General features: G+C 71.1%; 21 protein-coding genes and 1 pseudogene. 8 read left to right on the plus strand and 14 right to left on the minus strand.

Annotated features, from left to right (window positions below; translation table 11 throughout):
* Positions 1-6: 6 nt before the first annotated feature.
* From ABD978_RS00270 to ABD978_RS44170, 3 genes and pseudogenes are all read right to left on the minus strand, one after another.
* Complete coding sequence (locus ABD978_RS00270) at positions 7-2,676, minus strand: hypothetical protein (protein ID WP_345346228.1); 2,670 nt, start codon at positions 2,674-2,676, stop codon at positions 7-9.
* A gap of 196 nt (positions 2,677-2,872) precedes the next feature.
* On the minus strand, positions 2,873-3,892 hold the full coding sequence (locus ABD978_RS00275; protein ID WP_345346231.1) for an aldo/keto reductase: 1,020 nt from the start codon (positions 3,890-3,892) through the stop codon (positions 2,873-2,875).
* 31 nt (positions 3,893-3,923) lie between these two features.
* Positions 3,924-4,097, minus strand: a pseudogene (locus ABD978_RS44170) (transcriptional regulator); the annotation flags it as partial.
* 323 nt (positions 4,098-4,420) lie between these two features.
* Here ABD978_RS44170 and ABD978_RS00285 point away from each other — a divergent pair.
* Positions 4,421-5,860, plus strand: a complete 1,440-nt coding sequence (locus tag ABD978_RS00285) for an MFS transporter (protein ID WP_345346233.1) — start codon at positions 4,421-4,423, stop codon at positions 5,858-5,860.
* Entirely contained in the window at positions 5,860-6,744 is an 885-nt protein-coding gene (locus ABD978_RS00290; protein WP_345346236.1) for an aldo/keto reductase, read from the plus strand. The genes ABD978_RS00285 and ABD978_RS00290 overlap by 1 nt, the downstream gene beginning before the upstream one ends.
* 195 nt (positions 6,745-6,939) lie before the next feature.
* On the opposite strand, the gene pruA is transcribed toward ABD978_RS00290, so the two are convergent.
* Positions 6,940-8,565 carry an L-glutamate gamma-semialdehyde dehydrogenase gene (gene pruA / locus ABD978_RS00295; RefSeq protein ID WP_345346239.1) on the minus strand — a complete coding sequence of 542 codons (1,626 nt, stop codon included), beginning with the start codon at positions 8,563-8,565 and terminating at the stop codon, positions 6,940-6,942.
* A 16-nt stretch (positions 8,566-8,581) separates the two neighbouring features.
* Positions 8,582-9,508, minus strand: coding sequence for a proline dehydrogenase family protein (locus ABD978_RS00300; protein WP_345346242.1), 927 nt, complete (start codon positions 9,506-9,508; stop codon positions 8,582-8,584).
* Positions 9,509-9,628: 120 nt separating this feature from the next.
* Between ABD978_RS00300 and ABD978_RS00305 the strand changes: the two genes are divergently transcribed.
* Entirely contained in the window at positions 9,629-10,804 is a 1,176-nt protein-coding gene (locus ABD978_RS00305; RefSeq protein ID WP_345346245.1) for a PucR family transcriptional regulator, read from the plus strand.
* A gap of 16 nt (positions 10,805-10,820) precedes the next feature.
* Here ABD978_RS00305 and ABD978_RS00310 read toward each other — a convergent pair whose 3' ends face one another.
* The 8 genes from ABD978_RS00310 to ABD978_RS00345 are packed head-to-tail and all read right to left on the minus strand — an operon-like array spanning position 10,821 to position 18,680.
* Positions 10,821-11,846, minus strand: coding sequence for an ABC transporter ATP-binding protein (locus ABD978_RS00310; RefSeq protein ID WP_345346248.1), 1,026 nt, complete (start codon positions 11,844-11,846; stop codon positions 10,821-10,823).
* A complete protein-coding gene (locus tag ABD978_RS00315; protein ID WP_345346251.1) occupies positions 11,843-12,883 on the minus strand; it encodes an ABC transporter ATP-binding protein in 1,041 nt (346 codons plus the stop codon). The genes ABD978_RS00310 and ABD978_RS00315 overlap by 4 nt, the downstream gene beginning before the upstream one ends.
* Before the next feature lie 17 nt (positions 12,884-12,900).
* Positions 12,901-13,785 carry an ABC transporter permease gene (locus ABD978_RS00320; RefSeq protein ID WP_345346254.1) on the minus strand — a complete coding sequence of 295 codons (885 nt, stop codon included), beginning with the start codon at positions 13,783-13,785 and terminating at the stop codon, positions 12,901-12,903.
* Entirely contained in the window at positions 13,782-14,708 is a 927-nt protein-coding gene (locus tag ABD978_RS00325) for an ABC transporter permease (RefSeq protein WP_345346257.1), read from the minus strand. The genes ABD978_RS00320 and ABD978_RS00325 overlap by 4 nt, the downstream gene beginning before the upstream one ends.
* Positions 14,708-15,784 (minus strand): LacI family DNA-binding transcriptional regulator, encoded by a 1,077-nt coding sequence (locus tag ABD978_RS00330; RefSeq protein ID WP_345346260.1) that lies wholly within the window; start codon positions 15,782-15,784, stop codon positions 14,708-14,710. Before ABD978_RS00330 ends, ABD978_RS00325 begins: the two co-directional genes overlap by 1 nt.
* A 19-nt stretch (positions 15,785-15,803) precedes the next feature.
* Positions 15,804-17,348, minus strand: a complete 1,545-nt coding sequence (locus ABD978_RS00335; RefSeq protein WP_345346263.1) for an ABC transporter substrate-binding protein — start codon at positions 17,346-17,348, stop codon at positions 15,804-15,806.
* 13 nt (positions 17,349-17,361) lie between these two features.
* Positions 17,362-17,733: a hypothetical protein gene (locus ABD978_RS00340; protein ID WP_345346266.1), complete on the minus strand. Its 372-nt coding sequence runs from the start codon at positions 17,731-17,733 to the stop codon at positions 17,362-17,364.
* A 14-nt stretch (positions 17,734-17,747) separates the two neighbouring features.
* Positions 17,748-18,680, minus strand: coding sequence for a DUF6772 family protein (locus ABD978_RS00345; protein WP_345346269.1), 933 nt, complete (start codon positions 18,678-18,680; stop codon positions 17,748-17,750).
* 518 nt (positions 18,681-19,198) lie between these two features.
* Between ABD978_RS00345 and ABD978_RS00350 the strand changes: the two genes are divergently transcribed.
* On the plus strand, positions 19,199-20,593 hold the full coding sequence (locus tag ABD978_RS00350) for a glycoside hydrolase 5 family protein (protein WP_345346271.1): 1,395 nt from the start codon (positions 19,199-19,201) through the stop codon (positions 20,591-20,593).
* 130 nt (positions 20,594-20,723) lie between these two features.
* Positions 20,724-21,113 carry a hypothetical protein gene (locus ABD978_RS00355; RefSeq protein ID WP_345346274.1) on the plus strand — a complete coding sequence of 130 codons (390 nt, stop codon included), beginning with the start codon at positions 20,724-20,726 and terminating at the stop codon, positions 21,111-21,113.
* Here ABD978_RS00355 and ABD978_RS00360 read toward each other — a convergent pair.
* Positions 21,073-22,296, minus strand: coding sequence for a TetR/AcrR family transcriptional regulator (locus ABD978_RS00360; RefSeq protein ID WP_345346277.1), 1,224 nt, complete (start codon positions 22,294-22,296; stop codon positions 21,073-21,075). The genes ABD978_RS00355 and ABD978_RS00360 overlap by 41 nt on opposite strands.
* A gap of 176 nt (positions 22,297-22,472) precedes the next feature.
* On the opposite strand from ABD978_RS00360, the gene ABD978_RS00365 reads away from it, so the two are divergent.
* From ABD978_RS00365 to ABD978_RS00375, 3 genes are all read left to right on the plus strand, one after another.
* The gene (locus ABD978_RS00365) at positions 22,473-24,266 is read left to right on the plus strand and encodes an AMP-dependent synthetase/ligase (protein WP_345346280.1); all 1,794 of its coding nucleotides are present in this window, start codon (positions 22,473-22,475) and stop codon (positions 24,264-24,266) included.
* On the plus strand, positions 24,263-25,399 hold the full coding sequence (locus ABD978_RS00370; protein ID WP_345346283.1) for an acyl-CoA dehydrogenase family protein: 1,137 nt from the start codon (positions 24,263-24,265) through the stop codon (positions 25,397-25,399). Before ABD978_RS00365 ends, ABD978_RS00370 begins: the two co-directional genes overlap by 4 nt.
* A 100-nt stretch (positions 25,400-25,499) precedes the next feature.
* The gene (locus ABD978_RS00375) at positions 25,500-25,928 is read left to right on the plus strand and encodes a hypothetical protein (protein WP_345346286.1); all 429 of its coding nucleotides are present in this window, start codon (positions 25,500-25,502) and stop codon (positions 25,926-25,928) included.
* Positions 25,929-25,968: the final 40 nt, after the last annotated feature.

Consider the following 25,968-nt stretch of genomic DNA (forward strand, 5'->3'; position numbering starts at 1 on the left):
TCCCGTTCAGTCCAGGTCGTCGATGGTCAGCTCGTCGGGGATGGGCATGGGCACCACGAGGAGCGGTACTTCCGCAGGCGGTCTGACGTCGAACCGTTCTTCGTCGACCAGCGGCGGCCAGACCTCCGGGTTGAGCTCACCGAGGGATCGGCGCTCCGCGAGCGTGTCCGCCCATTCCGCCTCGGCGACCGTGTGCGGCCGGCAGCACCATTGGTGCTCTTCCGGGTCCTCGGCGTAGGCGTCCGGGGTGCAGGTGGCCTTCGGAGCGGACCGGTCGTCCGGGGACGGCCGCTTCACCGCGAGCTCATGGCCTGACTTGAACCGCGTGAACCAGGTGGCGTCCGCCAGGACCAGGGTGTCGCCGACCGCCAGGTTGGGGACGACCTCGGGGTCCCAGAGGAGTCCCTCGACGCCGTCGAGACGCCTGAGCGCCCCGATCGGCAACTGACCGAGCTTGAAGGACCCTCGCTGAATCTTGAAGGTCGTGGCCGGCTGCTCGACGACGGCACGGTCGCCGACGTGCAGGGCGACGACCTCCGACCCGTCGCCCAGGCGCCGTGACTGCACGTCGAGCCGGACGGGGTCGAGGCCGATCACGGTCGCCAGGGCCAGTTCGCGGATCCCGGCGTCGGCCGCCCTGTCGCGTGCGACCGAGGTGTCGACCAGGCAGGTGAGCTGGTCGAAGCACTTGCGATCGGCGTCCAGCAGGTCGACATGGGCGTTGCGCCAGTGTGAGTACATCCGGGAGAAGCGGACGAGGTCGGAGGCCTGCAGCGCGACACGGCGGCCCCAGACCTCCTGCGCGTCGGCCTCCAGGACGCGGTGCACCTCGCGCAGCCGGGAGACCCCCACTCCCCCGAGCACGCGCTGCGCCCTCTCGAGCACCTGGACGCGGTAGTCCAGAGCCGCGCCGACGAGCGCCTTGTACGCCTCCGGGTCCTCCTCGCGCCGCGCCTTGTCGATCGCGTCGGACGTGACGTTGGACAGCCGGGCGCCGGGGGTCTCCGGTTGCTGCGCGATGACGTCGGAGACCTCGCGGTGGTCCAGCGGGTCGGTGGCCTCCGCCCAGGTGAGGAGGTAGTCCAGGCGGCCGGCGTCGACGGCCGGGCCGCCGGGCGTCACGTGGGTGGCGAGCACGGCCCGTACGTCGACGATGGGCGTGCGCAGGCTCATGGCGCGGGCCCGGTCCTCCTCCAGGAGGAAGCTGACGGCGAGCCGTTCGTCGTCGTGCAGCGGCTCCGGCAGCGTGGCCGGCTCCCCGTCGAAGGTGAGGGCCGGGCGGCCGCTGTCCAGGTCGTGCTGCCAACGGAGGCGGCTGAGTTCGACCCCGGCCAGGGAGTCCGCGGCGGTGGCCAGCAGGTCGGCGGTGGACCGGTCCGGGACGACCAGGTGAACCGGTCCGACCCCCGCCTCCCGGAGCTCGCGGACGGCCGCGCCGAGGATCCGCATCACGGCCCGGCGGGTGAACGGGGACTGTGGGTCGGGGAACACCCGCCGCGCCCAGGCGGCCGGTCCGTCGGCCCCTACCTTCCGCACGGCCACACCGTGCACTCCCAGAGCCGACGCGTCCGACTTCACGAGGACGAGGTCGACGGTACCCGGCAGGCCGCACGGGTCGATGCGCAGCCGCCCGGTCCAGGACGGCAGGCCCGTGACGGTGGCGCGCACCTGGTCGACGATGCTTCGCGGCGCGGGCCCGTCGGTGCTCTCACCGGTCACGAGCCCCGCCACGGCGGGACGCCGGAGACGGTCGATCCCGATCTCGGCGAGGACGGCGCGCGGGTCGTCGGCCTTGCGCAGCTCCGCCCGGCAGTACGAGAAGAGGTTGCAGGTCACGCAACCGCGCGGATCGAAGTCCGCGGTCAGCCGGGCGACGTACGGGACGAGTTCCGCTTCCGCCGGGAACCCGGTGCCGAGCTCGGCCTTGGCCTTCAGCCGCTCATCGGCCCTCGTGCGGACCTCGATCCGATGGTCGTCCAGCAGCTCCACGACGACCTCGGGCTGCAAGAAGGCGTTGCGCGGTACGGCCAGCGCACCGTGGCGGTGCACGCGCATGCCGGTCGGCAGCCCGCTCCAGGCGGCGGCGGACTCGGCGCCCAGAGCGACCTGCAGGAAGCCCTTGAGCATCCGGCCGTCGTCGATGCGCGAGCGGACCCGTTCGTAGTCCTTGGCGTCGCCCATGATCAGCCAGGAGCCGACCGTACGGTCGTCCTCCTTCCGGGGGCAGACGATCGCGAAGTCCGGTTGGACGGGGGTCGCGTCGGGGACGGACTCGAGGTCGAGGTACGGGACGGCGAGCGCGGTCAGCATGGTCGCCGCACCGGAGGACTCCGCCTCGCGGTGGGCCCGGGCGAGTTCGTCGGCCGTGTCGGCGAGGTCGCCGTGGCAGTCGCGCCGGCGGACGGCATCCGGGCGGGCGAGGCCGAGCCGTCCGACCGCCTGGGTGAGCAGTGCGGAGACGAAGAGTTCGGAGTGCACGAGGCTCTCGAAGGTCATCGCCCGCGTCCACCGGGCCTCGGGGATCCCGGCGCCGGTGTCGGGGTGGCCGATGCGCGTGGCCAGAGCCTTGCGGGTCCTGCGGGTGATGAACGGATCGGTCAGCCGGAACCGCTCGCACCCGGCGTGCGCCGACGCGGCGACGGCACTCGTTCCGCCTCCGGACTGCAGTCCCCCCATGCCACACCCTTCACTCTTCGCCCGCTTCGCTACGTGACTGTAGAGCGATACACCGGGTCATGGCTCCAAGTCCAGCGCGAACGGTCCAAGGGCCGGCCCAACACCGCGCGCCCTCACGCCACCGCCTCGGACGCCCACGGTACGCCTCAACGGTCGCAGAGACGGGCTCCCCGAGCCCCTGCGAGGCCGGCGTGTGTCAACGGCGCCGCTGGTCGGCTCGTAGCTCAAAGTCGCCGTAGCTGTTGTCGACGGGGTTGACCGTCACCCCGGGAGCGACGATCTCGTCGATGCGGTCGAGGACTTCGGTTGAGAGTGTGACGTCGGCAGCGGGCAGGAACGCCTCGAGCTGCTCCATGGTGCGCGGTCCGATGATCGCCGAGGTGACGCCGGGATGGTTGATGACGAAGGCGACGGCCAGCTCGATCAGGGTGAGGTCGGCCTTCTCGGCCAGGAGCGCGAGCTGCTCGACGGCGTCGAGCTTGCGCTGGTTGGCCGGGGTGCTCATGTCGAAGCGGGCGGGGGGTCGCGCCGCGGAGGCCGGGGCGGAAGACGTGTCCCTGCGGTAGCGGCCCGAGAGCCAGCCGCCGGCGAGCGGGCTGTAGGTCAGCGTGCCCATGCCGTGGCGGCGCACCGTGGGCAGCACGTCCTCCTCGATGCCGCGGACCAGGATCGAGTACGGCGGCTGCTCGGTCACGAACCGCTCCAGGTGGCGCTCCCGGGAGGCCCACTGGGCCTCGACGATCTGGGAGCCGGAGTACGACGAAGAGCCGAGGTAACGGACCTTTCCCTGGTGTACGAGGTCGGAGAGAGCACCGAGGGTCTCGGAGACGTCAGTGTCCGGGCTGGGACGGTGGACCTGGTAGAGGTCGATGTAGTCGGTGCCGAGCCGCCGCAGGGAGTTCTCGACCTCGCGGATGATCCAGCGCCGCGAGCCACCCCGATGGTTGGGGTCGGCCTGGCTCATCGGCATGAAGAACTTGGTCGCGAGGAAAACGTCTTCGCGACGGTTCTTCAGCGCCTTGCCGACGATCTCCTCCGAGACCCCACCGGAGTACACGTCCGCGGTGTCGACGAAGTTGATGCCCGCGTCGAGGGCGCGGTGGATGATCCGCACCGAGTCGGCCTCGTCCTCGTTGCCCCAGGGCCCGAACATCATCGCTCCCAGGCAGAGCGGGCTGACCTGGACGCCGGTGCGACCGAGCGGTCGGTAGTCCATGAAGGTGTTCTCCTCGTTGTGTCGTCAGTCGACGCTCAAGCCGGACGTAGTAGTCCACGCTCATTCCCGTGAGCAAGGCGACTTCCTCACGACGGAGGCCTGCGACGCGGCGATTCCCGCCATAGACCGGCAGCCCGGCCTGCTGCGGGGTGATCCGCGCCCGCCGGGTGCTCAGGAACTCCCGGACCTCGGCGGTCAGGGTCATGCGTGGCTCCTCCTGGTCGTCGCGAAACCTATGCCGTCCACCTCACGGTAAGTCCGTCGATGGCCGCCCTGAGAGGTACTGCCATTACCTGGAAGAGCAGTGACTCCCACCTGCGCATACGAGCGCGTTCCATGAAGAGGGTCAGGGACTCCAAGTCCGACGCCCAGCTGAAGGAACACCGTGCGCGCAGCACTCATGTACGGAGCCGGCGACGTCCGCGTCGGGAACGTCGCCGACCCGAGCCTCAAGGAACCCCCGTCGTTCCTCACCGAGACGATCACCGGCACGGGCGCCCGGGGCGCGACGATGAAGCTGACGCCGCGATGCCCGTCACGAAGCCGCGTGAGTCGATGCCCGCCAAGGAGACGCGGGACAGGGCCCCGGCCCACACCACGCTGATCCTCGCGATCGTCTGCATCAGCTATTTCATGGTCATCCTCGACAACTCGATCGTCTTCACCGGGCTGCCGCAGATTCGGTCGGACATGGAGTTCTCCGAGACCGGCCTGTCATGGATCACCAACGCCTACATCCTGGTCTTCGGCGGGCTGCTGCTCCTGGGAGCCCGGGCCGGTGACCTGTTCGGCCACCGCCCGGTGTTCCTGTTCTCCCTGGTCGTCTTCTCACTCACCTCGCTCCTGGTCGGCGCCGCGCAGACCCAGGCGTGGCTGATCGGCGCACGAGCGCTCCAGGGCATCGGGGCCGCGGTGCTGGCACCCTCCGCCCTGTCCCTGCTCACGCGCAGCTTCGCCGAGGGCCGGCCGCGTGACCGTGCGATGGCCGCCTACAGCGCCGTCGCCGGGATCGGCGCCGCTCTCGGTCTGGTCGTCGGAGGACTGGTCGCGGACCTTATCTCGTGGCGGGCCGGGTTCTTCCTCAACGTTCCGATCGGCATCGTGATGATGGTTCTGGCGGTGCGGTTCCTCCCGGAGACCGCCAGGCAGCGGGGCCGCTTCGACGTGGCGGGGGCGGTGCTCGCGACGCTGGGCTCGACCGCGCTGGTCCTCGGAATCGTGGACGCCACCGACCATGGTTGGACCGCCGCGGTCACCGTGATGCCGCTGGTGGCCGGCATGGTCATGCTGGGGGCGTTCGTGTTGGTGGAGCAGCGGGCCGCGCAGCCGATCGTGCCGCTGCGGCTGTTCTCCAACCGGGAGCGCAACGGGGCCTACGTGACCCGGATGCTCTACCTGGGCGCCATGATGGGCTTCTTCTTCACCGCACAGTTCGTACAGACCGTCTACGACTGGACGCCCCTGCAGGCCGGCCTCTCCTTCCTGCCGATGACGCTGGTCAACTTCGTCTTCGCCGTCGCGGTGCCGCGGCTGCTGGACCGGGTCAGCGGCTCGCGGGTGCTCCTGACCGGGATCGCCCTGACCGCCGTGGGGATGGTGTGGCTCAGCCGCCTCGACCTCGGCACGCCCTACATCACAGGAGTGGCGCTGCCGATGGCGCTCATCGGCGCCGGCCAGGGACTGACGCTGGCTCCGCTGACGTCGAGCGGTGTCGCCGGCGTCGCCCCTACGGACGTGGGTGCCGGCTCAGGCCTGGTCAACACCGTCCACCAGATCGGCAGCGCGCTGAGCCTCAGCATCCTCACCGCCGTGGCCGCCACCGCGTCCACGGCCCACGCGGCCGCCGACATCGCGGCTCGCTCGGGTGCCGCCCTCACCGGCTCCGCCGTCCTTCTCGTCCTCGCCACCCTGGCCGTCGTGACGCTCGTATTGCCATCACGCGCCGCCCGCAACGAAAGGTCCAGCTGATGCAGACCCTCACCCTGAACAACGGCGTCGAGATGCCCGCCCTGGGACTCGGTGTCTTCCAGACCCCGCCCGACGAGACCAAGGCCGCCGTCACAGCCGCCCTCGGGCTCGGCTACCGGCACATCGACACCGCCGCGGCGTACGGCAACGAGCGCGAGGTCGGCCGGGCCATCCGTGACTCCGAGGTGCCCCGCGACGAGATCTTCATCGAAACCAAGATCTGGATCAGCGACTACGGGTACGACGAGACCCTGCACGGCTTCGACAAGAGCGCCGCAAAGCTCGGGGTCGACCAGATCGACCTGCTGATCCTGCATCAAGCCCTGCCTTCGGACTTCGACCGGACTCTCGCGGCCTATCGAGCCTTGGAGAAGCTCCTGGCCGACGGCAGGCTTCGTGCCATCGGCGTCAGCAACTTCATGGTCGACCACCTGACCACGCTGCTCGACGCGACCTCCGTCGTACCCGCGGTCAACCAGTTGGAGATCCACCCCTACTTCCAGCAGCGCGCCGTGCTCGACTTCGACGACCAGCACGGCATCCTCAACCAGGCCTGGTCCCCCATCGGAGGGATCACCTTCTACCCGGGATACGGCGAGGACCGCAAGAGCGTCCTGCAGGACGCGGTCGTCACCGGCATCGCCCAGGCCCACGGCAAGAGCCCGGCCCAGGTGCTCCTCCGCTGGGGGCTCCAGCACGGTCGCTCGGTCATCCCCAAATCCACCAGGCGCGAGCGCATCGCCGAGAACATCGACGTCTTCGACTTCGAGCTCACCGCCGACGAGCTCGCCGCCCTCGACGCGCTCGAGACCGGCCGGCGCGGCGGTCCCGAGCCCGAGGCCGTCACGCTCGGCAGCTACGGCCGCGCCATCCCCGAGGCCTGAGCCCACCCAGAGAGGACCCCTCCCTACGACGAGGAGGCGCCCCTGGGGGCGCCTCCTCGTCGTCTTCAGGTCACATCCGGATCGCGGCGTTCGCAGGAACGCCGATTCGCGCTGAACGATCCCTCGCGTACGGTCCAGGGCGGCCGGCACCGGCCCCGCACGCCGTTGTGCGGGGCCGGTGGCTCATGGGGCGGGTCAGCCCATGTGCGGGTAGCGGTGGCCGGCCGGCGGGACGAAGGTCTCCTTGATGGTCCGGGTGGACGTCCAGCGCAGCAGGTTCTGGGCGGAGCCGGCCTTGTCGTTCGTGCCCGAGGCGCGTCCGCCGCCGAAGGGCTGCTGGCCGACGACCGCGCCGGTGGGCTTGTCGTTGATGTAGAAGTTGCCGGCGGCGAACCGCAGCACCTCGGTGGCGCGGGCGATGGCGACCCGGTCCCGGGCGAAGACCGCCCCGGTCAGCGCGTACGGGCTGACCGACTCCAGCTGGGCGAGCATCGGCTCGTAGTCGGCGTCGTCGTAGACGTGGACGGCGAGGATGGGCCCGAAGAACTCGGTGCGGAACACCTCGTGGCCCGGGTCGTCGCAGACCAGGACGGTCGGGCGGACGAAGTAGCCCTCACTGTCATCACAGGTCCCGCCCGCCAGGACGTCGATGGACGGGTCCTTGGCGGCGCGCTCCAGGACGTCCTCGAGCCGGCCGTAGGATCGGGCGTCGATCACCGCGCCGCCGAAGTTGCGAAGGTCGCGTACGTCCCCCATGGTCAGCGCCTCGGTCTCGGCGACCAGTTCGTCCCTGATCTGCCCCCACAGGGAGCGCGGCACGTAGGCGCGGGAGGCGGCCGAGCACTTCTGCCCCTGGTATTCGAACGCGCCGCGGATCAGCGCCGTGACCAGCGTCACCGGGTCCGCGGAAGAATGCGCGACGATGAAGTCCTTGCCGCCGGTCTCGCCGACCAGGCGCGGGTAGGAGCGGTAGCCGGTGAGGTGTTCCCCGACGGTGCGCCACAGGTGCTGGAAGGTCGCGGTCGAGCCGGTGAAGTGGACGCCCGCCAGGTCGGGGTCGGTCAGCACGACGTCGGAGACGGCGCGGCCGTCCCCGGTGACCATGTTGATCACGCCGGGCGGCAGTCCGGCCTCCTCCAGCAGCCGCAGGGTGAAGTGCGCGGCGAACTGCTGGGTGGGTGAGGGCTTCCAGATCACCGTGTTGCCCATGAGGGCGGGCGCGGTCGGCAGGTTCGCGGCGATCGCGGTGAAGTTGAACGGGGTGACCGCGTAGACGAAGCCCTCCAGGGGCCGATGGTCGGCGCGGTTCCACACGCCGGGCGACGAGACGGGCTGTTCGGCCAGGATCTGGCGGGCGAAGTGCACGTTGAACCGCCAGAAGTCGGCCAGCTCGCAGGGCGCGTCGATCTCGGCCTGCTGGGCGGTCTTGGACTGGCCCAGCATCGTGGCGGCGGCGATCCTCTCCCGCCAGGGCCCCGACAGCAGGTCGGCGGCGCGCAGCAGGATCGCCGCCCGGTCGTCGAAGTCGAGGGCCCGCCAGCCGGGGGCGGCCCGGCGGGCGGCGTCCAGCGCGGCCCGCGCGTCGGCGTGGTCGGCGTTGGCGGTGGTGCCCAGCACCTCACGGTGGCTGTGCGGCTGGACGACCGGGATCCGCTCGCCGCCGCCCATCCGTTCCTTGCCGTCGATCGTGCAGGTCAGCTCGGCGTCACCGCCTGACAGCGCGGCCAGCTCGGACTCCAGCCGGGCGCGCTCTGGGCTGCCGGGCCGGTAGTCGTGCACCGGCTCGTTGACCGGCGCGGGCACGCGGGTGATGGCGTCCATGGGAACCTCCTGGGGGTCAGTGGCGGGTGGTGAACGAGCGCAGGAAGAAGGCGAGGTTCGCCGGCCGCTCGGCCAGGCGGCGCATGAAGTAGCCGTACCAGTCGGCGCCGTAGGGCACGTAGGCGCGGATCCGCCGCCCCGCGGCGGCCAGCCGGCGCTGCTCGGCGTCGCGGATGCCGTAGAGCATCTGGAACTCGTACGTGTCGGGCGAGCGGCCGTACCTCTCGGCGAGCCGGAGGGCCAGCTCGATCATCCGGGGGTCGTGCGAGCCGATCATCGGGTAGCCGTCTCCGGCCATCAGGATCCGTAGGCAGCGCGCGTAGGCCAGGTCCACGTCCCGCTTGCTCTGGTAGGCCACGGAGGCGGGCTCCTTGTAGGCGCCCTTGACCAGGCGCACCCGCGACCCTTCGACGGCCAGTGCCCGTGCGTCGTCCTCGGTGCGCGACAGGTACGCCTGCAGGACGGCGCCCGTCCGCGGGAAGTCGCGGCGCAGCTCGGCGAGGATCGCCAAGGTCGAGTCGACGGTGGTGTGGTCCTCCATGTCGAGCGTGACGGTGGTGCCGATCGCCGCGGCGGCCTCGCAGACCCGGCGCGCGCCCGCCAGGGCCAGGTCGTGGCCGCCGGGCAGGCCCTGGCCGAACGCCGACAGCTTCACCGAGACCTCGGCGCGCCCGCCCAGCCCCTTGCCGCCGAGCGCGTCCAGCAGCGCGAGGTAGGCGTCGCGGTTGCGACGGGCCTGAGCAGCGTCGGTGATGTCCTCGCCCAGGTGGTCGAGGGTGACCTCGATGCCGTCGGCGGTCAGCGCGTCGACGACCTCCAGCGCCTCGGGCAACCCGTTCCCGGCGATGAAACGGTCGACGACGGGCCGGGTCACGGGGGCCCGGCTGACGATCCGATGGATCCGGTCACTGCGCGAGGCGGCGAGCAAGACAGGGCCCAGCACTGGCAACCTCCCAGGTCAAAGCGGGGATCATCGATGCTCTTGAAGGTACGAGCCGGGCGGTGCGGCCGCCATCGACAGCGGTCACGACCCTGGCCACCACGCCTTGTACATTTGTATGAAATGAGCGACTACCAGAGCCTGGTCGACGAGGTGTCGGCGCTTCTTCAGGCACCGGTGACGCTGGAGGACCGCGAGTTCACCCTCATCGCCTTCAGCTCCCACGACGACGACCTCGACCCGGTGCGCACCCGCTCGATCCTGCGCCGCCGCTCCTCCCCGGCGGTCCGTGCCTGGTTCGAGGGCTTCGGGATCGCCCGCGCGACCGGCCCGACCCGTACGCCCGCCGACCCCGCGGCCGGGATCCGCGCGCGGCTGTGCCTGCCAGCCCGGCACGAGGGCGCCGTCTACGGCTACCTGTGGCTGCTGGACGACGGCGCCGTCGACCCCGCCGATCCCCGCATGACCCGGGTGATGACCCTGGCGACCCGGGCCGGACGGCTGCTGGCCGCCGACATCTGGCAGGCGCAGGCCGCGCCGCGGGCCTTCGCGCGGCTGCTGTCGGGCTCGGCCGCGGACCGCGCCGAGGCCGCTCGGACCCTCGGCGCGCTGCGGCATCCGGTGTCGGCGTCCGCGTCCGTCACCGTGGTCTGGGTGAGCCCCGCCCCGCAAGCCGCCCCGACCCGGCTCCCGGGCGGCGTGCTGACCCAGCGGAGCCCGGGTGGCCTGGCGCTCCTCGTGCCGCTGCCGGACCCCGCCGAGACCGCCCCCGCCCGGACGATCGCCGCCGGACTCCTCGCTTCGATCGCCGGCTCCGACCGGACGCTCGCGGGCGTGGGCGGCGCCAGGACGGACCTGCCCGACGCCCGGCACTCATGGCGGGAGGCCCGGCTGGCGGTACGGGCGGCGCGCGCCGAACCCCGGTTGGGCCCCGTGGCCTGCTGGGACGGTCTGGGCGCCTACCGGCTGATCGCCGCGCCCCCGATGGCGACACCGACGGCGCCGCCCGCCGACCCGGCCCTGCTCCCCCTCCTGGAGCCCGCGCGCGCCGACCTGCTGCGCACCGCCGAGACCTACCTGGACCACGCCGGTCATGCCCAGCGCACCGCCGAGGCCCTCTCCGTACACCGGCAGACCCTGTACTACCGGCTGTCCAGGATCAAGGCGCTGACCGGCCTCGACCTGGACTCCGGAGCGGACCGTCTCCTGCTGCACCTGGCGATCAAGACCTTCCGGCTGGCCACCGCGCCCGAAGACCCTGCCGACGCCGGAGAGCCCGGCCCAGCGACCGTGGACTGAGAGAGGGCCTACGGCTTCATGAGGCGGCGCCGGAGCCCTCGCCGGCGAAATGGCACGCCGTCGCGTGGTCGCCGTCGTCGTGGACGCGCAACTCGGGCACGTCGGTGGCGCAGACGTCGGCCGCGATCGGGCACCGGGTCCGGAACCGGCACCCCGACGGCGGTGCCGTCGGCGACGGGACCTCGCCGATCAGGGCGGGCTCGCCCGTGCCACCCGGACGGTCGTGGATCGACGGCGCCGCCGACAGCAACGCCCGGGTGTAGGGGTGCCGCGGGTTCTCGAAGACCTGCGCGGCCGTGCCGTGCTCGACGATGGTGCCGAGGTACATCACCGCCACCTCGTCCGCGATGTGGCGGACGACGTCGAGGTCGTGGGAGATGAACAGGTAGGCGATCCCCAACTCCTCCTGGAGCTCCATGAGCAGGTTGAGGATCTGCGCGCGCACCGACACGTCGAGGGCGGAGACGGCCTCGTCGCACACGATCAGCTTCGGCCGCAGGGCCAGCGCCCGCGCGATGCTCACCCGCTGACACTGCCCTCCCGACAACTCGTGCAACCGGCGTCCGGCATAGGAGGAGTCCAGTTCGACGAGTGCGAGCAGGCGGTCGATCTCGGCGGCGTGCTCGCGGGCGGCCAGCACGCCCCGGTGCACGCGCCAGCCCTCGGCGATGACGTCGGCGACGCGCATCCGCGGGTTCAGGGAGGTGTACGGGTCCTGGAAGACCATCTGCAGGTCACGGGCGATCCGGTGCCGCTCACGTCGCCCGGCCGCGGACAGGTCGACGTCCTCGAACGAGATCGTCCCCCCGAACGGGTCCAGCAGTCCCACGATCGATCGGGCCAGAGTCGACTTGCCGCATCCGGACTCCCCCACGACGCAGACGGTCTGACCCGCCCGGACCGTCAGGTCGACGCCGGCGACCGCGTCGACGCGGCGCCGGCCGAACCCGGAGCGGCCTCTCGTGGCATATCCGGCGCGCAGCCCGCGGATTCGCAGGAGGGCGGTCTCGGCCTCGGGCAGGCTCGCCTGTGCGGTGTTCATGACTGCGCCCCCAGTACTCGGGCGGTGTGGTGACATTCGGCGGTGTGGCCGGTGGAGGTCGCCGGGCCGGTCCCGGCGATGGGCACCGGCTCGGGGTCGTCGGTCCGGCACACCTCGGTGGCGAAGCGACAGCGTGGCGCGAAGGCGCAGCCGGCCCGTACGGTGCCGGGGACGGGAGGCTGCCCGCCGATGGGCACCAGCCGGCCGGGCCGGCCGGGGTCCGGCATGGCGTCGAGCAGCCCGCGCGTGTACGGGTGCGCCGGGCGGGTGTAGACCTCGTCGAGGGGCCCGGCCTCGACGATCCGGCCGGCGTACATCACCGCCACGTGCTGCGCGACGCTGGCGACCACCCCCAGGTCGTGCGAGACGAGCAGCATCGCCATCCGCGCCTCGGCCTGCCGGGTCGTGAGCAGCCGCAGGATCTGCGCCTGCACCGTGACGTCGAGGGCCGTCGTGGGCTCGTCCGCCAGCAGGATCTCGGGTTCCAGGGCCAGCGCCATGGCGATCACCGCGCGCTGGCGCATCCCGCCGGAGAACTCGTGCGGGTAGGCGTCGTACTTGTGCTCGGCGTCGGGGATGCCGACGGTCCGCATGAGCGCGACCGCCCGGTCCCGGGCGGTCCGGCGGGAGACGCCCCGGTGGCGCCGGAACGTCTCGGCCACCTGCCACCCGACCGTGAAGGACGGGTTCAGGGCGGCCATCGGGTCCTGGAAGACCATCGCGATCTTGGGACCCCGGAGCCGCCTCCACTGCGCGTCGGTGAACCCGGCCGTGTCCTGCCCGTCGATCTCGACCGACCCGCCGCTGACGCGCGCGCCCTTGGGCAGCAGGCCCATGAGGGCGAGGGTCGTCATGGACTTGCCGCTGCCGGACTCCCCGACCAGAGCGGTGACCCGTCCCGGTACGAGGTCGAGTTCGACGCCCCGGATGACCGGGCGTTCCCTCCCGTGGGCGCCGAAGCCGATGTGGACGTCACGCAGCCGCGCGACCGGGGGCGCGTCGGTGGCCCCGGCGACCTCGTCGATGGTGGAAGGCATCGGGTCGCTCCTCTCGTTCAGATCTGGGACCGGGGGTCGGACAGATCACGGAAGCCGTCGCCGACCACGCCGACCGCGGTGACGACGAGTGCGAGGGCGGCGGCCGGCACCGTGGAGATCCACCACGCCGACCCCAGGTAGTCGCGCCCGAGCGAGACCGTCGCGCCCCAGGAGGCCGTGTCGACCGGCACCCCGAGGCCGAGGAAGCTCAGCGACGCCTCGGCGACCATCACGAGGCCGACCTGGACCGTCGCCGCGACGAGCAGCGGCTGCCAGCAGGACGGCAGCACGTGCCGGACGAGGATACGGAGGTGCCCGCAGCCCAGTACCCGCGCGGAGTCGACGAACTCGAGCCGCCGCGTCGACATGGCCGACGCGCGAACGACGCGGGCGAAGATGACCCAGCGGGTGATCGCGAGCGTGATGACGATGTTCGTGATGCTCGGGCCGAGGACGCCGGCGAGCAGGATCGCCAGAAGGATCGAGGGGAAGGCGAGCTGCACGTCACCGATGCGCGACAGGATCGTGTCCAACGGCCCGCCGAAGTACCCCGAGATCAGCCCGACGACGAGACCGGCGGCTCCCCCCACGATGACCGTGGCACCGGCGACGAGGAGCGTGATGCGGGCCCCGGCGAGCAGGTTGGCGAGCAGGTCGCGTCCCACCTGGTCGGTGCCCAGCCAGGCGATCCCGCCCCCGTGGGTGTGCGAGCCGGGGGTGAGGAGCCGGTTCGGCAGATCCGTCGCGACCGGGTCGTACGGCCGCAGCAGCGGGCCCACGAGCGCGGCGAGGACGAACACCGCCAGCACCGCGATGCCGACCCAGACCCGCGCCGGGATCCGGCGCCGGGCGGTGCGCGATTCCGCGGCCACTCCACTGGCCGGGGCAGTGATACTGCTCATGCGTTCTCCGGGGTGAGGCGCGGGTCGAGGGCGAAGTAGACGACGTCCACCAGCAGGTTCAGGACGATGTAGGACAGCGTCATCGTGAGGACCGCGGCCTCGACGACGGCGTAGTCGCGATTCGTGATCGCGTCGACCATCAGCGACCCGATGCCCGGCCAGGAGAAGACGACCTCGATGATGACCGCGTTGGCGATGAAGTTGCCCATCAGGAGGCCGAGCACGGTGACGACCGGGACCGCGATGTTCCGGCCCACGTGCACGTACTGGACCAATCCCTCCGATACGCCCTTGGCGCGGGCCGTACGCACGTAGTCCTTGGCGCCCTCTTCCAGGGCGCCGTTGCGGACCAGGCGGGCGAGCCAGCCGATGAACGGCAGCGCGAGGGTGAACGCCGGGAGCAGGACCCCGGCGAACGACCCGTCCGCGGTCGCGGGCAGCCATCCGAGTTCGCGGGCGAACAGCAGGATCAGGACGATGCCGAGCCAGAACGACGGGACGGCCTGCCCGACCAGCGACCCGGTGGACACCAGGAGGTCGAGCACCTTTCCGGGCCGGCGCGCGCACAGCATGCCGAGCGGGAAGCCGATCAGCACGGTCAGCACGAGCGCGACCAGGGACAGGGTGAGGGTCGCGGGGAAGCGTGCCAGGGTGTCGCCGAGCGCGGATCCGCCGAGCCGCCAGGAGTCGCCGAGGTCGCCGTGCAGGACTCCGCCGAGGTGCTCCAGGTACTGCTGCCCCAGCGAATGGTCGAGGCCGAAGTTCGCCCGCACGTTCTTGACCTGGTCGGCCGAGGCGTCGGGCCCGAGGATGAGCTTCGCGGGATCGCCGGGCACGACCCGGACGATGATGAAGACCAGCGTCAGCGCGCCCCAGGCGACCACCACGGCCTGGGCGAGACGCTTGGCCACGAACACTCCCATCAGTGTTCACCTCCGTCTGGCCGGGGCACGGACGCGCGCACGACGAGCTCGGGAGGCAGCAGCGTGTGCGCCGGGGCGGCCTCGCCGCCCTCTGCCTGCCCGGCGGTCTCGACGCGTTCGAGCAGCCGGTCGACGCCGGCCTGCCCCACCTCGGCGGCGGGCAGCCGGACCGAGGTCAGCGGCGGGTCGAGGTACGCCGAGAAGGGATGGTCGCCGTGGCCGACGACGCCCACGTCGACGCCGACCCGCAGACCGTGCTCGGTGAACGCGCGGTACAGACCCAGGGCGTGATAGTCGTTGCCCGCCAGCACGACGGCGCCGGGACCGGCCCTCCGGGCGAGGGCGGCGCCGATCTCGTACGCGGGGCCGGGATCGAACGGGACCGAGACGCCGCCCCCTCCGGGTGAGTCGACGCGTACGACCGCGTCGTCGGGAGCGCTGAGGCCGTGGGCCGCGAGCGTGTCGTGGAACCCCCGGATGCGTTCGGAGACCGGCGAGATGTCGAGGTTCTCCTCGGCGAGATACAGCTCGGTGGCGCCGGTGCTCAGCACGTGCTCGGTCGCCGCGCGGGCACCCGCGTAGTAGTCCACGCCGACGAGGTCGACGTCGAGGCCGGGCAGATGACGGTTGAGCAGGACGAGGGGGATGCCGGACTTGCGGAGCCCCTCCCAGTGCTCGGTCCCGTGCTGGACCGGGATGGCCAGCACCCCGTCGACGCCCCAGCGCATCAGCTCCTCGGCGGCGCGGCGCTCGTTGTCGATCGAGTCCTCGGTGACCATCAGCATGAGCGAGTAGCCGCGGGTGCGGCCGCGTTCCTCGATCGCGGAGATCAGGCGGGCGTAGAACGGGTTGGACGGGTTCGTGATGACCAGCCCGAGGGTCATCGCGTTCTGCAGGACCAGCGATCGGGCCATCGTGTTGGGCACATAGCCGAGTCGCTCGGCCTCGGCCTTGACGCGTCGCCGTGTCTCCACGCTGACCGCGTCCTTGTCGGCGAGCGCCCGGGAGACGGTGTTGACGGACAGGTCGAGCGCCGTGGCGATGTCGCGCAGCGTCGTACGGCGTCGTGGGCTCATCGGATCCTCCGGCACGGTGTCATCGGCGCCCCACCGCCGCGAGGTCGGGCTGGTTGTTCGGGGCCGGGGTGAAGCCGGTGAGCCGGCCCGAGCGCCCGTACCCGGTGACGAGGGTCACGGGGAACAGCCCGACGGCGTCGGACCAGATGACCTTGCACGCCTCGCCGTAGAGAGCGTCGCGGTCCGGCCCGTAGGGGGCCGCCGCGGCGCGGGCGAGGATCTGGTCGAGGGCCGGGTTCTTGTAGCCCATCCGGTGGGCCTTGGACGTGTACAGCCGCCCGACGGTGAACGCGGCGTCGCCCGTGGTCACCGTGTTCGTCTGCAGGTTCATGTCCCAGTCGAGGCTGTTCAGGCGCTCCAGCCACTGGGCCTTCTCGATGCTCTGCGGGCGGACCGTGACCCCGATCTCCGCCCACGAGGAGATCATCGACTCGGCGAGCTCACGGGCGAGCGGACCCGTGGCGTCGAACCACATCATGGAGGTGGTGAAGCCTCTGCCGAGGCCGGCGTCGGCGAGCAGGCGCTTCGCGGCGGCCGGATCGTGCTTCCAGGGCTCCTGCGCGGCGTACCCGGCGACCGTCGACGGGATCGGCGCGCGCATCTGCTGTCCCCCACGGCCGAAGAGCGACTGCACGATCTGCGGCAGGTCGACGGCCTGGCACATCGCCCGGCGGACGTTGGGGTCGTTGAACGGTGGGCGCGAGCAGTTGAACCAGTTGAGGAAGTACGTCCATGAGGGAACGGACTCGACCGTCACGCCGCCCACCCCGGTGACCTCGGGCAACTGGTCCGGCGGGATCGGCCAGAGCAGGTCGACGTCGCCGTTGCGCAGGGCGGTGATCGCCGATGAGGTCTCGGCGATGTACGGCATCGAGATCCCGGGCAGATCGGCCCGGCCGCCCCAGTAACCGTCGAACCGCGCCAGTTCGACGGACGTCGACGGGGTGAACCCGGTGACGCGGAACGGTCCGGAGCCGATCGGGCGGCGCTTCTGCTCCGGGTCGGCGACCCGGGCGGCCGGGACGACGAAGAGCAGAGTGAGGTTGACCGGGAGCGAGCCGAGCGGGCCGTCGGTGTGGAAGACCACCGTGCGGTCGTCCCGGGCCTCGGCACCGGTGACCGACGCCCACAGTGGTGTCTGCGCGGACGCGACCGACTTCGTGCGCTTCAGGCAGGCCACGACGTCGGCCGCGGTGACGGGCGTCCCGTCGTGGAACCGGGCGCCGCCGCGCAGCGTGAACACCCACGTGGTGTCGTCCGTACGCTTCCAGCCGCTCGCCAGCCCGGGGACCAGCCGGTCGCCCTGACGCCGGACGAGGGTGTCGAACACCAGACGTTTGACGATCAGTGACGCCTCGTCGACCGCCGTCGCGGCGTTGTAGGGATCCAGGTCGGTGACCGGCTGGCCGAACGCGGCGCGCAGCGCCCCCTTCGGGGCGCCTCCGCCGCCGCTTCCGATGCCGCAGCCCGAGAGGAGCACCGCCGTGGATCCGAGCCCCGCCATGGCGAGGAAGTCCCGGCGGCCGATGCGCGCGCCGGTCTCCGGCCTGTCCGCTCTCCTCATGTCGCCGCCCCGGTCATGCCTTGAGCGCCAGGTAGATCAGGACCTTGACGCCCGCGGCCTCGTCCCGCGAGCCGTCCTCCGGGGCCTGCTCGCCGACGACGGTGCCGCGCAGCCTGAGCCAACCGCCGAAGCCGGCCGCCGACCAGCTGTGCAGCGGTCCGTCGCCGGGCGTGACGATCTGGTCGACCCCGTCGAGGTCGCACCAGTGCAGGCCGTCCGGGGAGATCTGGGTACGCACGAGAAGACGAGGGGAACGCCCGGTGGAGTCGAGCACGCGCACGAACCAGCGGGCCTCGCCGGCCCAGGCCGCCTCGTAGGGCTCGGTGGTGAACTCGCCGGTCAGCGTCGTGTTGCGCTCGATGACCGCGGTGAGTGACTGTCGCATTTTTCGTTCGTTCCTTACCAGTCCACCGAGATCAGCACCGAGTCCAGATAGAGGAAGTTCCGGACATCGGTGTGCGTACGGACGGAGACGTAGAAGTTCAGCAGGTTCTGCAGCGACCCGTACTCCTCGTCGTACGGCGGAACCGGCACATCGGACATGTCGTGGACGACGTCGTTGACCTGGAGCTCGACGTTCTTGCGGGTGCTCGTGTCGATCACCCAGCGCAGGTAGTGCCAGTTGACCTTGGTCGGGACCTCGTTGAAGCACATGTCCTGCTCGCCGAACGGCTTCCAGTCGTCGGGGTTCGGGGCGGTGAAGTCCGCGGTCCGCTCGAGCTTGAGCTTGCCTTCGAAGTGCTCGCGCGGGGTCGGCTCGGGAACGGTGGGATAAACCCACTGGTGCCGTACCCGATGGTCCAGATCGGTGTTCAGGTACCGCACCACGTTGTGGTAGCGCACGCCGTCACAGATGTCGGTCGCGACGGTGAACGCGCCGAACTGCTGTTCCGAGGGATGGTTGTTCGCGTCCCACCGCCCGCCCCCGGGCGCGGTCGCGGCGCCGTTCTCGGCCGAGGCCGCCTCGGCCTTGTACGCAAAGTACGTCTCGAACTGCACCTTGCCGCGACCCGACATGGTGAGCCTGCGGATCGCGACCCCGGTGTGCCCGGTGACGGGCCGGGTCGCGACCTTCAGCGCGTACGTGCCCGACATGGCTCCGTGGGTGCCCACGTCGAAGAAGCTGCAGGAACTGAGCTGCGGCGGCCGGAAGTCGGACATGTGCTCGTCGACGGTGTCGAGGTCGCCGTGCTCATCGTGGTTGCCGATCAGCTCGACCCATCCGTGGGTGCCGCTGTTGAAGTCGTCGTGCACGAGGATCCGGCGCAGCGGGTTGAACTTGGCCAGTCTCGGGTCGAGCAGCCGTGGATCGGCATAGGGCGTGGTCGTCAACAGGACGTTCCCTTCGGGCGGACGTTCGCGTAGGGCGGGGTGTGGTCGGAACGGAGGGGATCGGGCCGGGGATCCGGCGACCGAGTCGGCTACGGGACGCGCCGAATCGGTGGCGTCGGAGGCGAACATTAACGTTCACGTGATCGTTGAGATCACACCGTACTCGCCGTTTCGGCGATGTCAATGGGTGTTACGAGAAGATTTCGGACATCCGATTCCGCCTGCCGGTCGGCGCCGCCTCCCCCGCCGCCGAACCCGGGACCGGCGCGTCCCAGCCGCGAGGACCCGCCGGCGGGCGCGGTCACCGGTTCAACGAGACCGGCGAGCGGGACCGGGTGCCGCTCGCCGCTTCCGCCGCGATGCGGCCGCGTACCGCGCGGATCGGATCCGTCGCGAGAAAGAGCGGGCGGGTCCGGGCGCCGACGCGCATTCCTTCGAGCTGACCGGCGCTTGACTGATATGGGACTTCCCTGTTGTGCTAAACCGGTTTAGTCGCAGATGTCCGAAGGAGTCGTCCCGTGCCCGAACTCCCCTCCGCATCCGCTGACGACCAGCCGTCGATGGCCCGCAGGAGATTCCTCGGCGCGACGGCGGGCGCCGCCGCGATCTCCACGCTGCTGAACCCGGCCACGGCGAGCGCCGCGACCGCGACGCGCACCGGCGTCCCGGCGCCCGCCGACCGCGGCCGACACCGTCCGGTCCGGTTCGGCGTGAACTACGTACCGAGCGAGAACTGGTGGTTCTCCTGGTCGGACTGGAAGCGGGCGTCGATCGCGGCCGACCTCGACGACATCGCCTCCCTGGGGATGGACCACATCCGGATCATGCTTCTCTGGCCGGAGCTCCAGCCAAACGCCACCTACGTGCGCGGTGAGCAGCTCGACCGACTGGAGGAACTGCTCGACCTCGCCGACGATCGGCACCTGGACGTCCAGGTGACCGTTCTCAACGGCGCGGTGAGCGGAGTCCTCTTCGTCCCGCCGCACCTCATCGACAACGGCAACGGAAAGATCCGTAACGTCCTGACCGATCCGGTCGCGATCGAGCGAGAGCAGTGGGTGCTCGGCCGGATCGCCGAACGAATCGGGCGACACCGCCGGTTCATGGGTTTCGACCTGTCCAACGAAATTCACTGGTTCGCCATCCCGCTGGGCATGACGGCGACCCAGGCACAGGGCGACGCCTGGCACACCGCCCTGTTCGACACCTGCGAGAAGGTCGCGCCGGGCAGGATCCACGTCTCGGGCATCGACCACTGGCCCTGGCAGAACAACGCCTACTGGACCCGCCACGGACTCGCGACCGCCGGCACGATGACCGCCAACCACACCTGGGCCGGCTGGACTCAGGTGATCCAGCGGTACGGATCGCTGTCCACCGCGTCCACGCACTACTCCGAGTTCTTCATCGAACTGATCAAGGCGTTCCACACCGACCTCGACCGCAAGGTCTGGATCGAGGAGACCGGGGTGTCGACCGTGTGGATGAACGCGGCCGACATCCCGTCGTGGACCGAGCGCTCGATCCGCTCGATGGCCGACTGCGATCACCTGTTCGGCATCACCTGGTGGGACTCCCACGACCTGAACCCGAAGCTCAGCGGGTACGTCGACCTGGAATACGACCTCGGCCTGTTCACCAACGACCGCAAGATCAAGCCGATCGGCAGGACCATTCGCAAGGTCATCGCCGAGTTCGACGCCCACCCGCCGGCGCCGCGAGTCCGGACGACCGCGCTCGTGCTGCCCGACGACATGATTCCGGCGGCCGACTACGGCGGATTCTTCGAGCCCTTCATGAAGCTCGTCGCCGCGGGCACGCGCCCCGCAGTGGTCCTCCGCAGCCGCAGCACCGACACCGCCTACCTGGCCGCCCGCGGCATCGAACGACTGGTCACCCTCGACCAGGTGTGAACCCGGCCTCCCCGGCCCGGCCCGTGCCCTCTCAAGGGGCGGCGACGAGCGGCGGCTCGCCCCAGTCGGCGGTCAGGGCCTGCCGCAACGAGTCGACGCCTGCCCGATGCGCTCGGCGAGGACCGATTCGATGACCGCGATGGTGGCCTGCGCGCGCGGGCCACGGGCCGAAGCCAAGATCCGGGCCGGGCTCGAGCGACTCGTCCGCGCGGTGGCCGGGGACCCGCGCCATGGACGTGTGTTGTTCTCCGTGACTCTGACGGATCCCGTGCTCGCGAGGCGACGCCTGGAGTCCTCCAGGTTCTTCGCACGACTGCTCAGCGGACAGGCCCGCCGGTCCTACGGGATCCCCGACGGTCCACGACTCGACCTCGCCGCCCAGTTCGTCGTCGGCGGCCTGGCGCAGACGCTGACCGCCTGGCTGTCCGGCACGCTCGCGATGAGCGAGGACGAGCTCGTCGCCGAGTGCGCGCACATCTTCACCGCGCTCGCCGATCGGGAGCCTCGAACGTCCGGCTGACCCCGCCGCCCGACGGTTCCAGGATCGGGCGGAGCAACGCGGTGGTCCTCGCCTCGGTCGCCGACGGGCTCGCCGACCGGGCGAGGTCGGTCACCACGTTCAACGCCGCGTGCACGCGGTAGCGGATCGCGGCGGGTTCCTCCTCCGGGCGCAGTTCGGCCACCAGACCGATCCAGGTGTCCACGTGCCGTCGCTGGGCGGCCTGCAGCCGCCGGCGGTCGGCCGGGGCCAGGTTCTCCCGCTCGGAGAGGTAGACCCCGGCGAGATCCGCCTGTTCGAACGTGCTCCTGACATAGATGTCGATCAGCCGTCGCAGCGCCTGGGCCGGCGTGGCGGCGTCGCCCAGCGCCTCGGCGACGGCCTGCTCCAGACGGCCGGTGGCCCGGTAGTAGGCGGCGGCCAGCAGATCGGTCTTGCTCGCGAAATGGGAGTACACGCTCGAGGCGTTGATTCCGGCGGCCTCCCCGATCTCGCACATGCTGACCCGGTGGTAACCGCGCTCGTGGAACAGGCGTACGGCCTCGACGAGCAGCCGCTCCCGGCGGGGCAGCAGCGCGAACCGGTCCGCGCGGGAACGCGGCGGCGGTGTCCGCCGCGACGGCGCGGGGGGAAGGTTCGTCGCGATCACGGCGGTGGCGCACTCGAGGACGGCGCGTTCGGCCCTGCCCCGGGCCAGGCTCGCCCGGTGGGTGGAGGGACTCGCGATCACGCTGAGCGCCGCGGTGACCAGCGTCGCGGCGTCGCGTCTCGGCAGCCCGGGCCGGGCGCCGCACAGCATCTCGCGCAGCGCGCGCACGGCGTTCGCGAACGGCCCGGCGAGCGCGGCCTGCCGGCCGGCGTCTAGGTAGCGGCTCTCCCACTGGTAGAGGCGGGCCATCGTGCGCCGGTCGAAGCTGAAGCGCACCAGCGCCCTCAACGCGGCGTCCAGGCGGTCGGCCGGGGCGTCTCCCTCGGCGCCGGCCTCGACGCATTCCGCGAAGTGCGCGCCGAGCTCCTCGACCGCTGCGGCGAGCAGCGTCTGCTTGGTCGGGAAGTGCCGGTATATCGCCGGGCCGGTGATGCCGACCTCCTTGGCGATGTCCTCCAGCGCGACGTTGTGGTAACCGCGGGCACAGAAGCGCTCCGCGGCGATGAGGGCGATCGCCGCCTTGCGGTCCTTCGGCCTTCGGCGCTGACTCGGCATGAGGCGAGTGTAACGACCGACGCAAGAACGGAATCGCCGTCTCGCGCCGCGCTTAAACGCGTCTACCTGGGATGATGACGAGTTAAGTAAGTGGTCGTTCGGGTCGTCTATTGACACTGAACCTCGTTCGGGTCTGTGATGGGTTCGCTCGGAGCACCCGGTGAAGGGAGCGACGGATGATCACGGCTGCCGACGTGGACGCGGCGATGGGGACGCAGACGGTCCCCCGGCTACTGCGGCGCAACGCCACCGAGTACGGCGACCTCCCCGCCGTCACCGGAGCGGACGGGAGCACCTGGACCTGGCAGCGGCTGGGCGACCAGGTCCTGGCCGTGGCGAGCGGGCTCCGCGCGCTCGGGCTGCGGCGCGGCGACCGGATGCTCATCGACATGTCCAGCCGCCCGGAGCACTGGGTCGTCGACTTCGCCGCGGCCGAGCTCGGCGCCATCCCGTGCACCACGTACGCCACGCTGAGCCCTGAGCAGATTCGTCACATCGCACGGCACAGCGCCGCGACGGTCGTGGTCCTGGAGGGCGCCGCCGAGCTGGACCGGTGGAAGTCGGCGCTGGCCGCGATGCCCTGGCTGAAGGCGGTCGTCGTGCTCGACGGCGCCCGTGATCGCCTCATCCCCTACGCCGAGTTGGCGGCGACGCCTCGTGCGGCGGACGCCTCCGAACGGGTCGAACCGGATGACCCCGTGGCGATGATCTACACCTCCGGCACGACCGGCGACCCGAAGGGCGTGGTGCTCTCCCACCGCAACGTGCTCTACCAGTGCGCCGCGCAGCAGCTGATGCAGCCCGGTCCCCGCCATCCGCGGCAGGTCGCCTACCTCCCGCTGGCCCATGTGGCCGAGCGGGTGCTCGGCATGTACCTGCCGGTCTACACCGCGGGGCACGTGACGATCTGCCAGGACGCCGGCCGGCTTCCCGAGACGCTGAGAGCGGTGCGGCCGCACGGGTTCTTCGGTGTGCCACGCGTGTGGGAGAAGTTCGCCGCAGGCGTCCAGCACCAGTTGTCCGGCCTGGACGAGGGGACGCAAGCCGTGATCGAGCGGGCCCGCGACCTCGCCGGCGAGGTGTACCGGATCCGGGCCGACGGCGGAGACGTGCCCGGAGAACTCGCCCGAGCGCACGCGGAGGCCGACCGGACGGTGCTCCGCCCGCTGCGCGAACGGCTCGGGCTCGCCGAGGCGATCCGCACGGGCAGCGGATCCGCTCCGATCTCGGCCGAGGCGCTGGAGTTCTTCGGCAGTCTCGGCCTGACGATCACCGAGGTGTGGGGCCTGTCCGAGACGACCGGAGCGGCGACCACCACCTACCCCGACCGTTACCGGCCCGGCACCGTCGGCCTGCCCCTGCCGGGGATGGAGGTACGCCTGGCCGCCGACGGTGAGGTCGAGGTCCGCGGACCGCTGGTGTTCCTCGGCTACCTGCGGCCGGACGGGCGGATCGAATCCCCCGTGGACTCCGACGGCTGGCTGGCCACCGGCGACCTCGGCGCGTTCGACGCCGACGGCATGCTGCGGATCACCGGCCGCAAGAAGGAGCTGATCATCACCTCCAGCGGCAAGAACATCGCCCCGAGCGTCGCGGAGTCCCTGCTGTGCGGACACCCGCTGATCGGTCACGCCGTGGTGATCGGTGATCGCCGCCCGTACGTGACGGCGCTGCTGGTGCTGGACGAGGAGGCCGCGCCGGCCTGGGCCGAGGCGCGGGGTCTGGCGGCGATGGACCTCGCGGCGCTCGCCGCCGACCCGCTGATCCGCCGGGAACTCACCGCCGCGGTCCAGCGGGCCAACCGCGTGCTGTCCCGGCCCGAGCAGATCAAGGCGTTCCGCGTGCTCGGCCACCCGTGGGGGCCGGACAGCGGGGAACTCACGCCGACGCTCAAGCTCAAGCGACGCGTGATCGAAGAGCGCTACGCCTCCGAGATCGACGAGCTCTACGCGGAAGGGCGAACCTCATGATCTTGACCGATGAGCAGCGCGACTTCGTCGCCGCCGTCGAGGACCTCTGCCGGCGCGAGGTCGGTACCCGGGAGAAGTGGCTCGAGCACACCGACGGCGGCCGCGCGCCGCACAGCGCGAAACTGTACGAGAAGATGGCCGACCTGGGCTGGCTCGGGATCGCCGTGCCGGAGGAGTACGACGGCGCGGGTCAGGGCATGATCGACCTGGTCCTCTTCCTGGAGACCATCGGCTACTGGCAGGCGCCGATCGGCGGGTTCGCCACCTCGGCGATCACCGCGGCGTCGTACGAGCGGTTCGGTACCGAGGAGCAGAAACGCCGGGTGCTCGGCGGCTTCCTGCGCGGCGAGGTGCTGGCGGTGTCGATGTCCGAGCCGGGCGCCGGATCGGACGTGGGCGCGCTGACCTGCAAGGCCGAACAGCGTGCCGGCGGATGGGTGATCAACGGCCAGAAGACCTGGTGCTCCAACGCCCACATCGCCGAGCACATCCTGCTCGTCGCGCGCACGTCGAAGTCCGGCGACAAGCACGATGGCCTGACCATGTTCTCCGTCCCCGCCGGCGTCGAGGGGCTGGCCGTCCACGGCATCGAGACGATGGGCGGGCGCGAGGTCAACGACCTGTACTTCACCGACTGCCTCCTCCCGGAGGACGCCGTCGTCGGAGAGGTCGGCCAGGGCTGGCGGCAGCTGATGGCGGGGCTGAACCTCGAACGGATGATCCTGGCGGCGATGATGCTCGGCACCGCGCGCCGGGCCTTCGACGACACGGTGTCCTACGTACGCGAACGCCGGCAGTTCGGCCGGCCGGTGGGCAGCTTCCAGGCGCTGCGGCACCGGCTCGCCGACCACGCGACCGAGCTGGAGTGCACGCGGCTGCTGGTCCACGACGTCGCCCGCAGGATCGACGCGGAACCGGGCCGGATGTTCCCTCGAGAGGCGTCCATGGCCAAGCTCAAGGCCACCGAGTTCGCCAAGGCCATGGCGCTGGACGGCATGCAGATGATGGGCGGCTACGGCTACGCGACCGAGTACGGCATGGAACGTCTGCTGCGGTCCACCGTCGTGTCGACCGTGTACGGCGGGACCAGCGAGATCCAGCGCGACATCATCGGCAAGACCTTCGGGCTGTGAAGGGGCGCCGCACGCCGGCGCTTACGAGGCGTCTTACGCCCCTTCTCCGATGATCCGCGGCAGGACGGTGGAGATGAGGTGAAGAAGCGTCTCCTCCAACATGACCTGGGCCTGGCGGCGGCTCAACCGGCCGCGTTCGAGCCATTCCCGGGAGACCGACTCGGCCATTCCGCTGTCGCCGCGCAGGACGGCGTTGACCTCGGGGTGCTCCGCGGCCAGCGTGGTGACGCCGACGACCTCGTTGATCCGGTCGACGGCGCGGTCGCGGGCCTCGTCCAGGATCCGGACGAGGTCGGGGTCGCCTCCACCGCCGGTCCGCCGCAGCGCGGCGAGCCAGGTCTCGGAGTTGCTGCGGGTCTTCCAGCGCTCCCCGCACTGGGTCGGCTACAAATGGGACCGCGTCTACCCGAGGTGGCGCCGCCGCCTCAATCGGCGGTTCCCGCTCCTGCAGAAGGCATCGCGACTCGGCATCTTCTTGACCTTCGAGCTAATCCTCAACCCGATGCTCGTCTCCCATCCGGCGGCGTGATCACCGAATCGGGCCGGGAGTACCCGGCCGACACGATCAT

The organism is Actinoallomurus liliacearum, assembly GCF_039542035.1.
Classification (GTDB): domain Bacteria; phylum Actinomycetota; class Actinomycetes; order Streptosporangiales; family Streptosporangiaceae; genus Actinoallomurus; species Actinoallomurus liliacearum.

Bases quoted from the DNA above. Each gene is read 5' to 3' on its own strand.
- ABD978_RS00370 (WP_345346283.1), top strand. From the start codon at position 24,263: ATGATCTTGACCGATGAGCAGCGCGACTTCGTCGCCGCCGTCGAGGAC.
- ABD978_RS00360 (WP_345346277.1), bottom strand. From the start codon at position 22,296: ATGCCGAGTCAGCGCCGAAGGCCGAAGGACCGCAAGGCGGCGATCGCC.
- ABD978_RS00290 (WP_345346236.1), top strand. From the start codon at position 5,860: ATGCAGACCCTCACCCTGAACAACGGCGTCGAGATGCCCGCCCTGGGA.
- ABD978_RS00270 (WP_345346228.1), bottom strand. From the start codon at position 2,676: ATGGGGGGACTGCAGTCCGGAGGCGGAACGAGTGCCGTCGCCGCGTCG.
- ABD978_RS00320 (WP_345346254.1), bottom strand. From the start codon at position 13,785: ATGAGCAGTATCACTGCCCCGGCCAGTGGAGTGGCCGCGGAATCGCGC.
- ABD978_RS00310 (WP_345346248.1), bottom strand. From the start codon at position 11,846: ATGAACACCGCACAGGCGAGCCTGCCCGAGGCCGAGACCGCCCTCCTG.
- ABD978_RS00340 (WP_345346266.1), bottom strand. From the start codon at position 17,733: ATGCGACAGTCACTCACCGCGGTCATCGAGCGCAACACGACGCTGACC.
- ABD978_RS00325 (WP_345346257.1), bottom strand. From the start codon at position 14,708: ATGGGAGTGTTCGTGGCCAAGCGTCTCGCCCAGGCCGTGGTGGTCGCC.
- ABD978_RS00365 (WP_345346280.1), top strand. From the start codon at position 22,473: ATGATCACGGCTGCCGACGTGGACGCGGCGATGGGGACGCAGACGGTC.
- ABD978_RS00335 (WP_345346263.1), bottom strand. From the start codon at position 17,348: ATGAGGAGAGCGGACAGGCCGGAGACCGGCGCGCGCATCGGCCGCCGG.
- ABD978_RS00375 (WP_345346286.1), top strand. From the start codon at position 25,500: ATGACCTGGGCCTGGCGGCGGCTCAACCGGCCGCGTTCGAGCCATTCC.
- ABD978_RS00355 (WP_345346274.1), top strand. From the start codon at position 20,724: ATGACCGCGATGGTGGCCTGCGCGCGCGGGCCACGGGCCGAAGCCAAG.
- ABD978_RS00330 (WP_345346260.1), bottom strand. From the start codon at position 15,784: ATGAGCCCACGACGCCGTACGACGCTGCGCGACATCGCCACGGCGCTC.
- ABD978_RS00285 (WP_345346233.1), top strand. From the start codon at position 4,421: ATGCCCGTCACGAAGCCGCGTGAGTCGATGCCCGCCAAGGAGACGCGG.
- ABD978_RS00315 (WP_345346251.1), bottom strand. From the start codon at position 12,883: ATGCCTTCCACCATCGACGAGGTCGCCGGGGCCACCGACGCGCCCCCG.
- ABD978_RS00275 (WP_345346231.1), bottom strand. From the start codon at position 3,892: ATGGACTACCGACCGCTCGGTCGCACCGGCGTCCAGGTCAGCCCGCTC.
- pruA (WP_345346239.1), bottom strand. From the start codon at position 8,565: ATGGACGCCATCACCCGCGTGCCCGCGCCGGTCAACGAGCCGGTGCAC.
- ABD978_RS00305 (WP_345346245.1), top strand. From the start codon at position 9,629: ATGAGCGACTACCAGAGCCTGGTCGACGAGGTGTCGGCGCTTCTTCAG.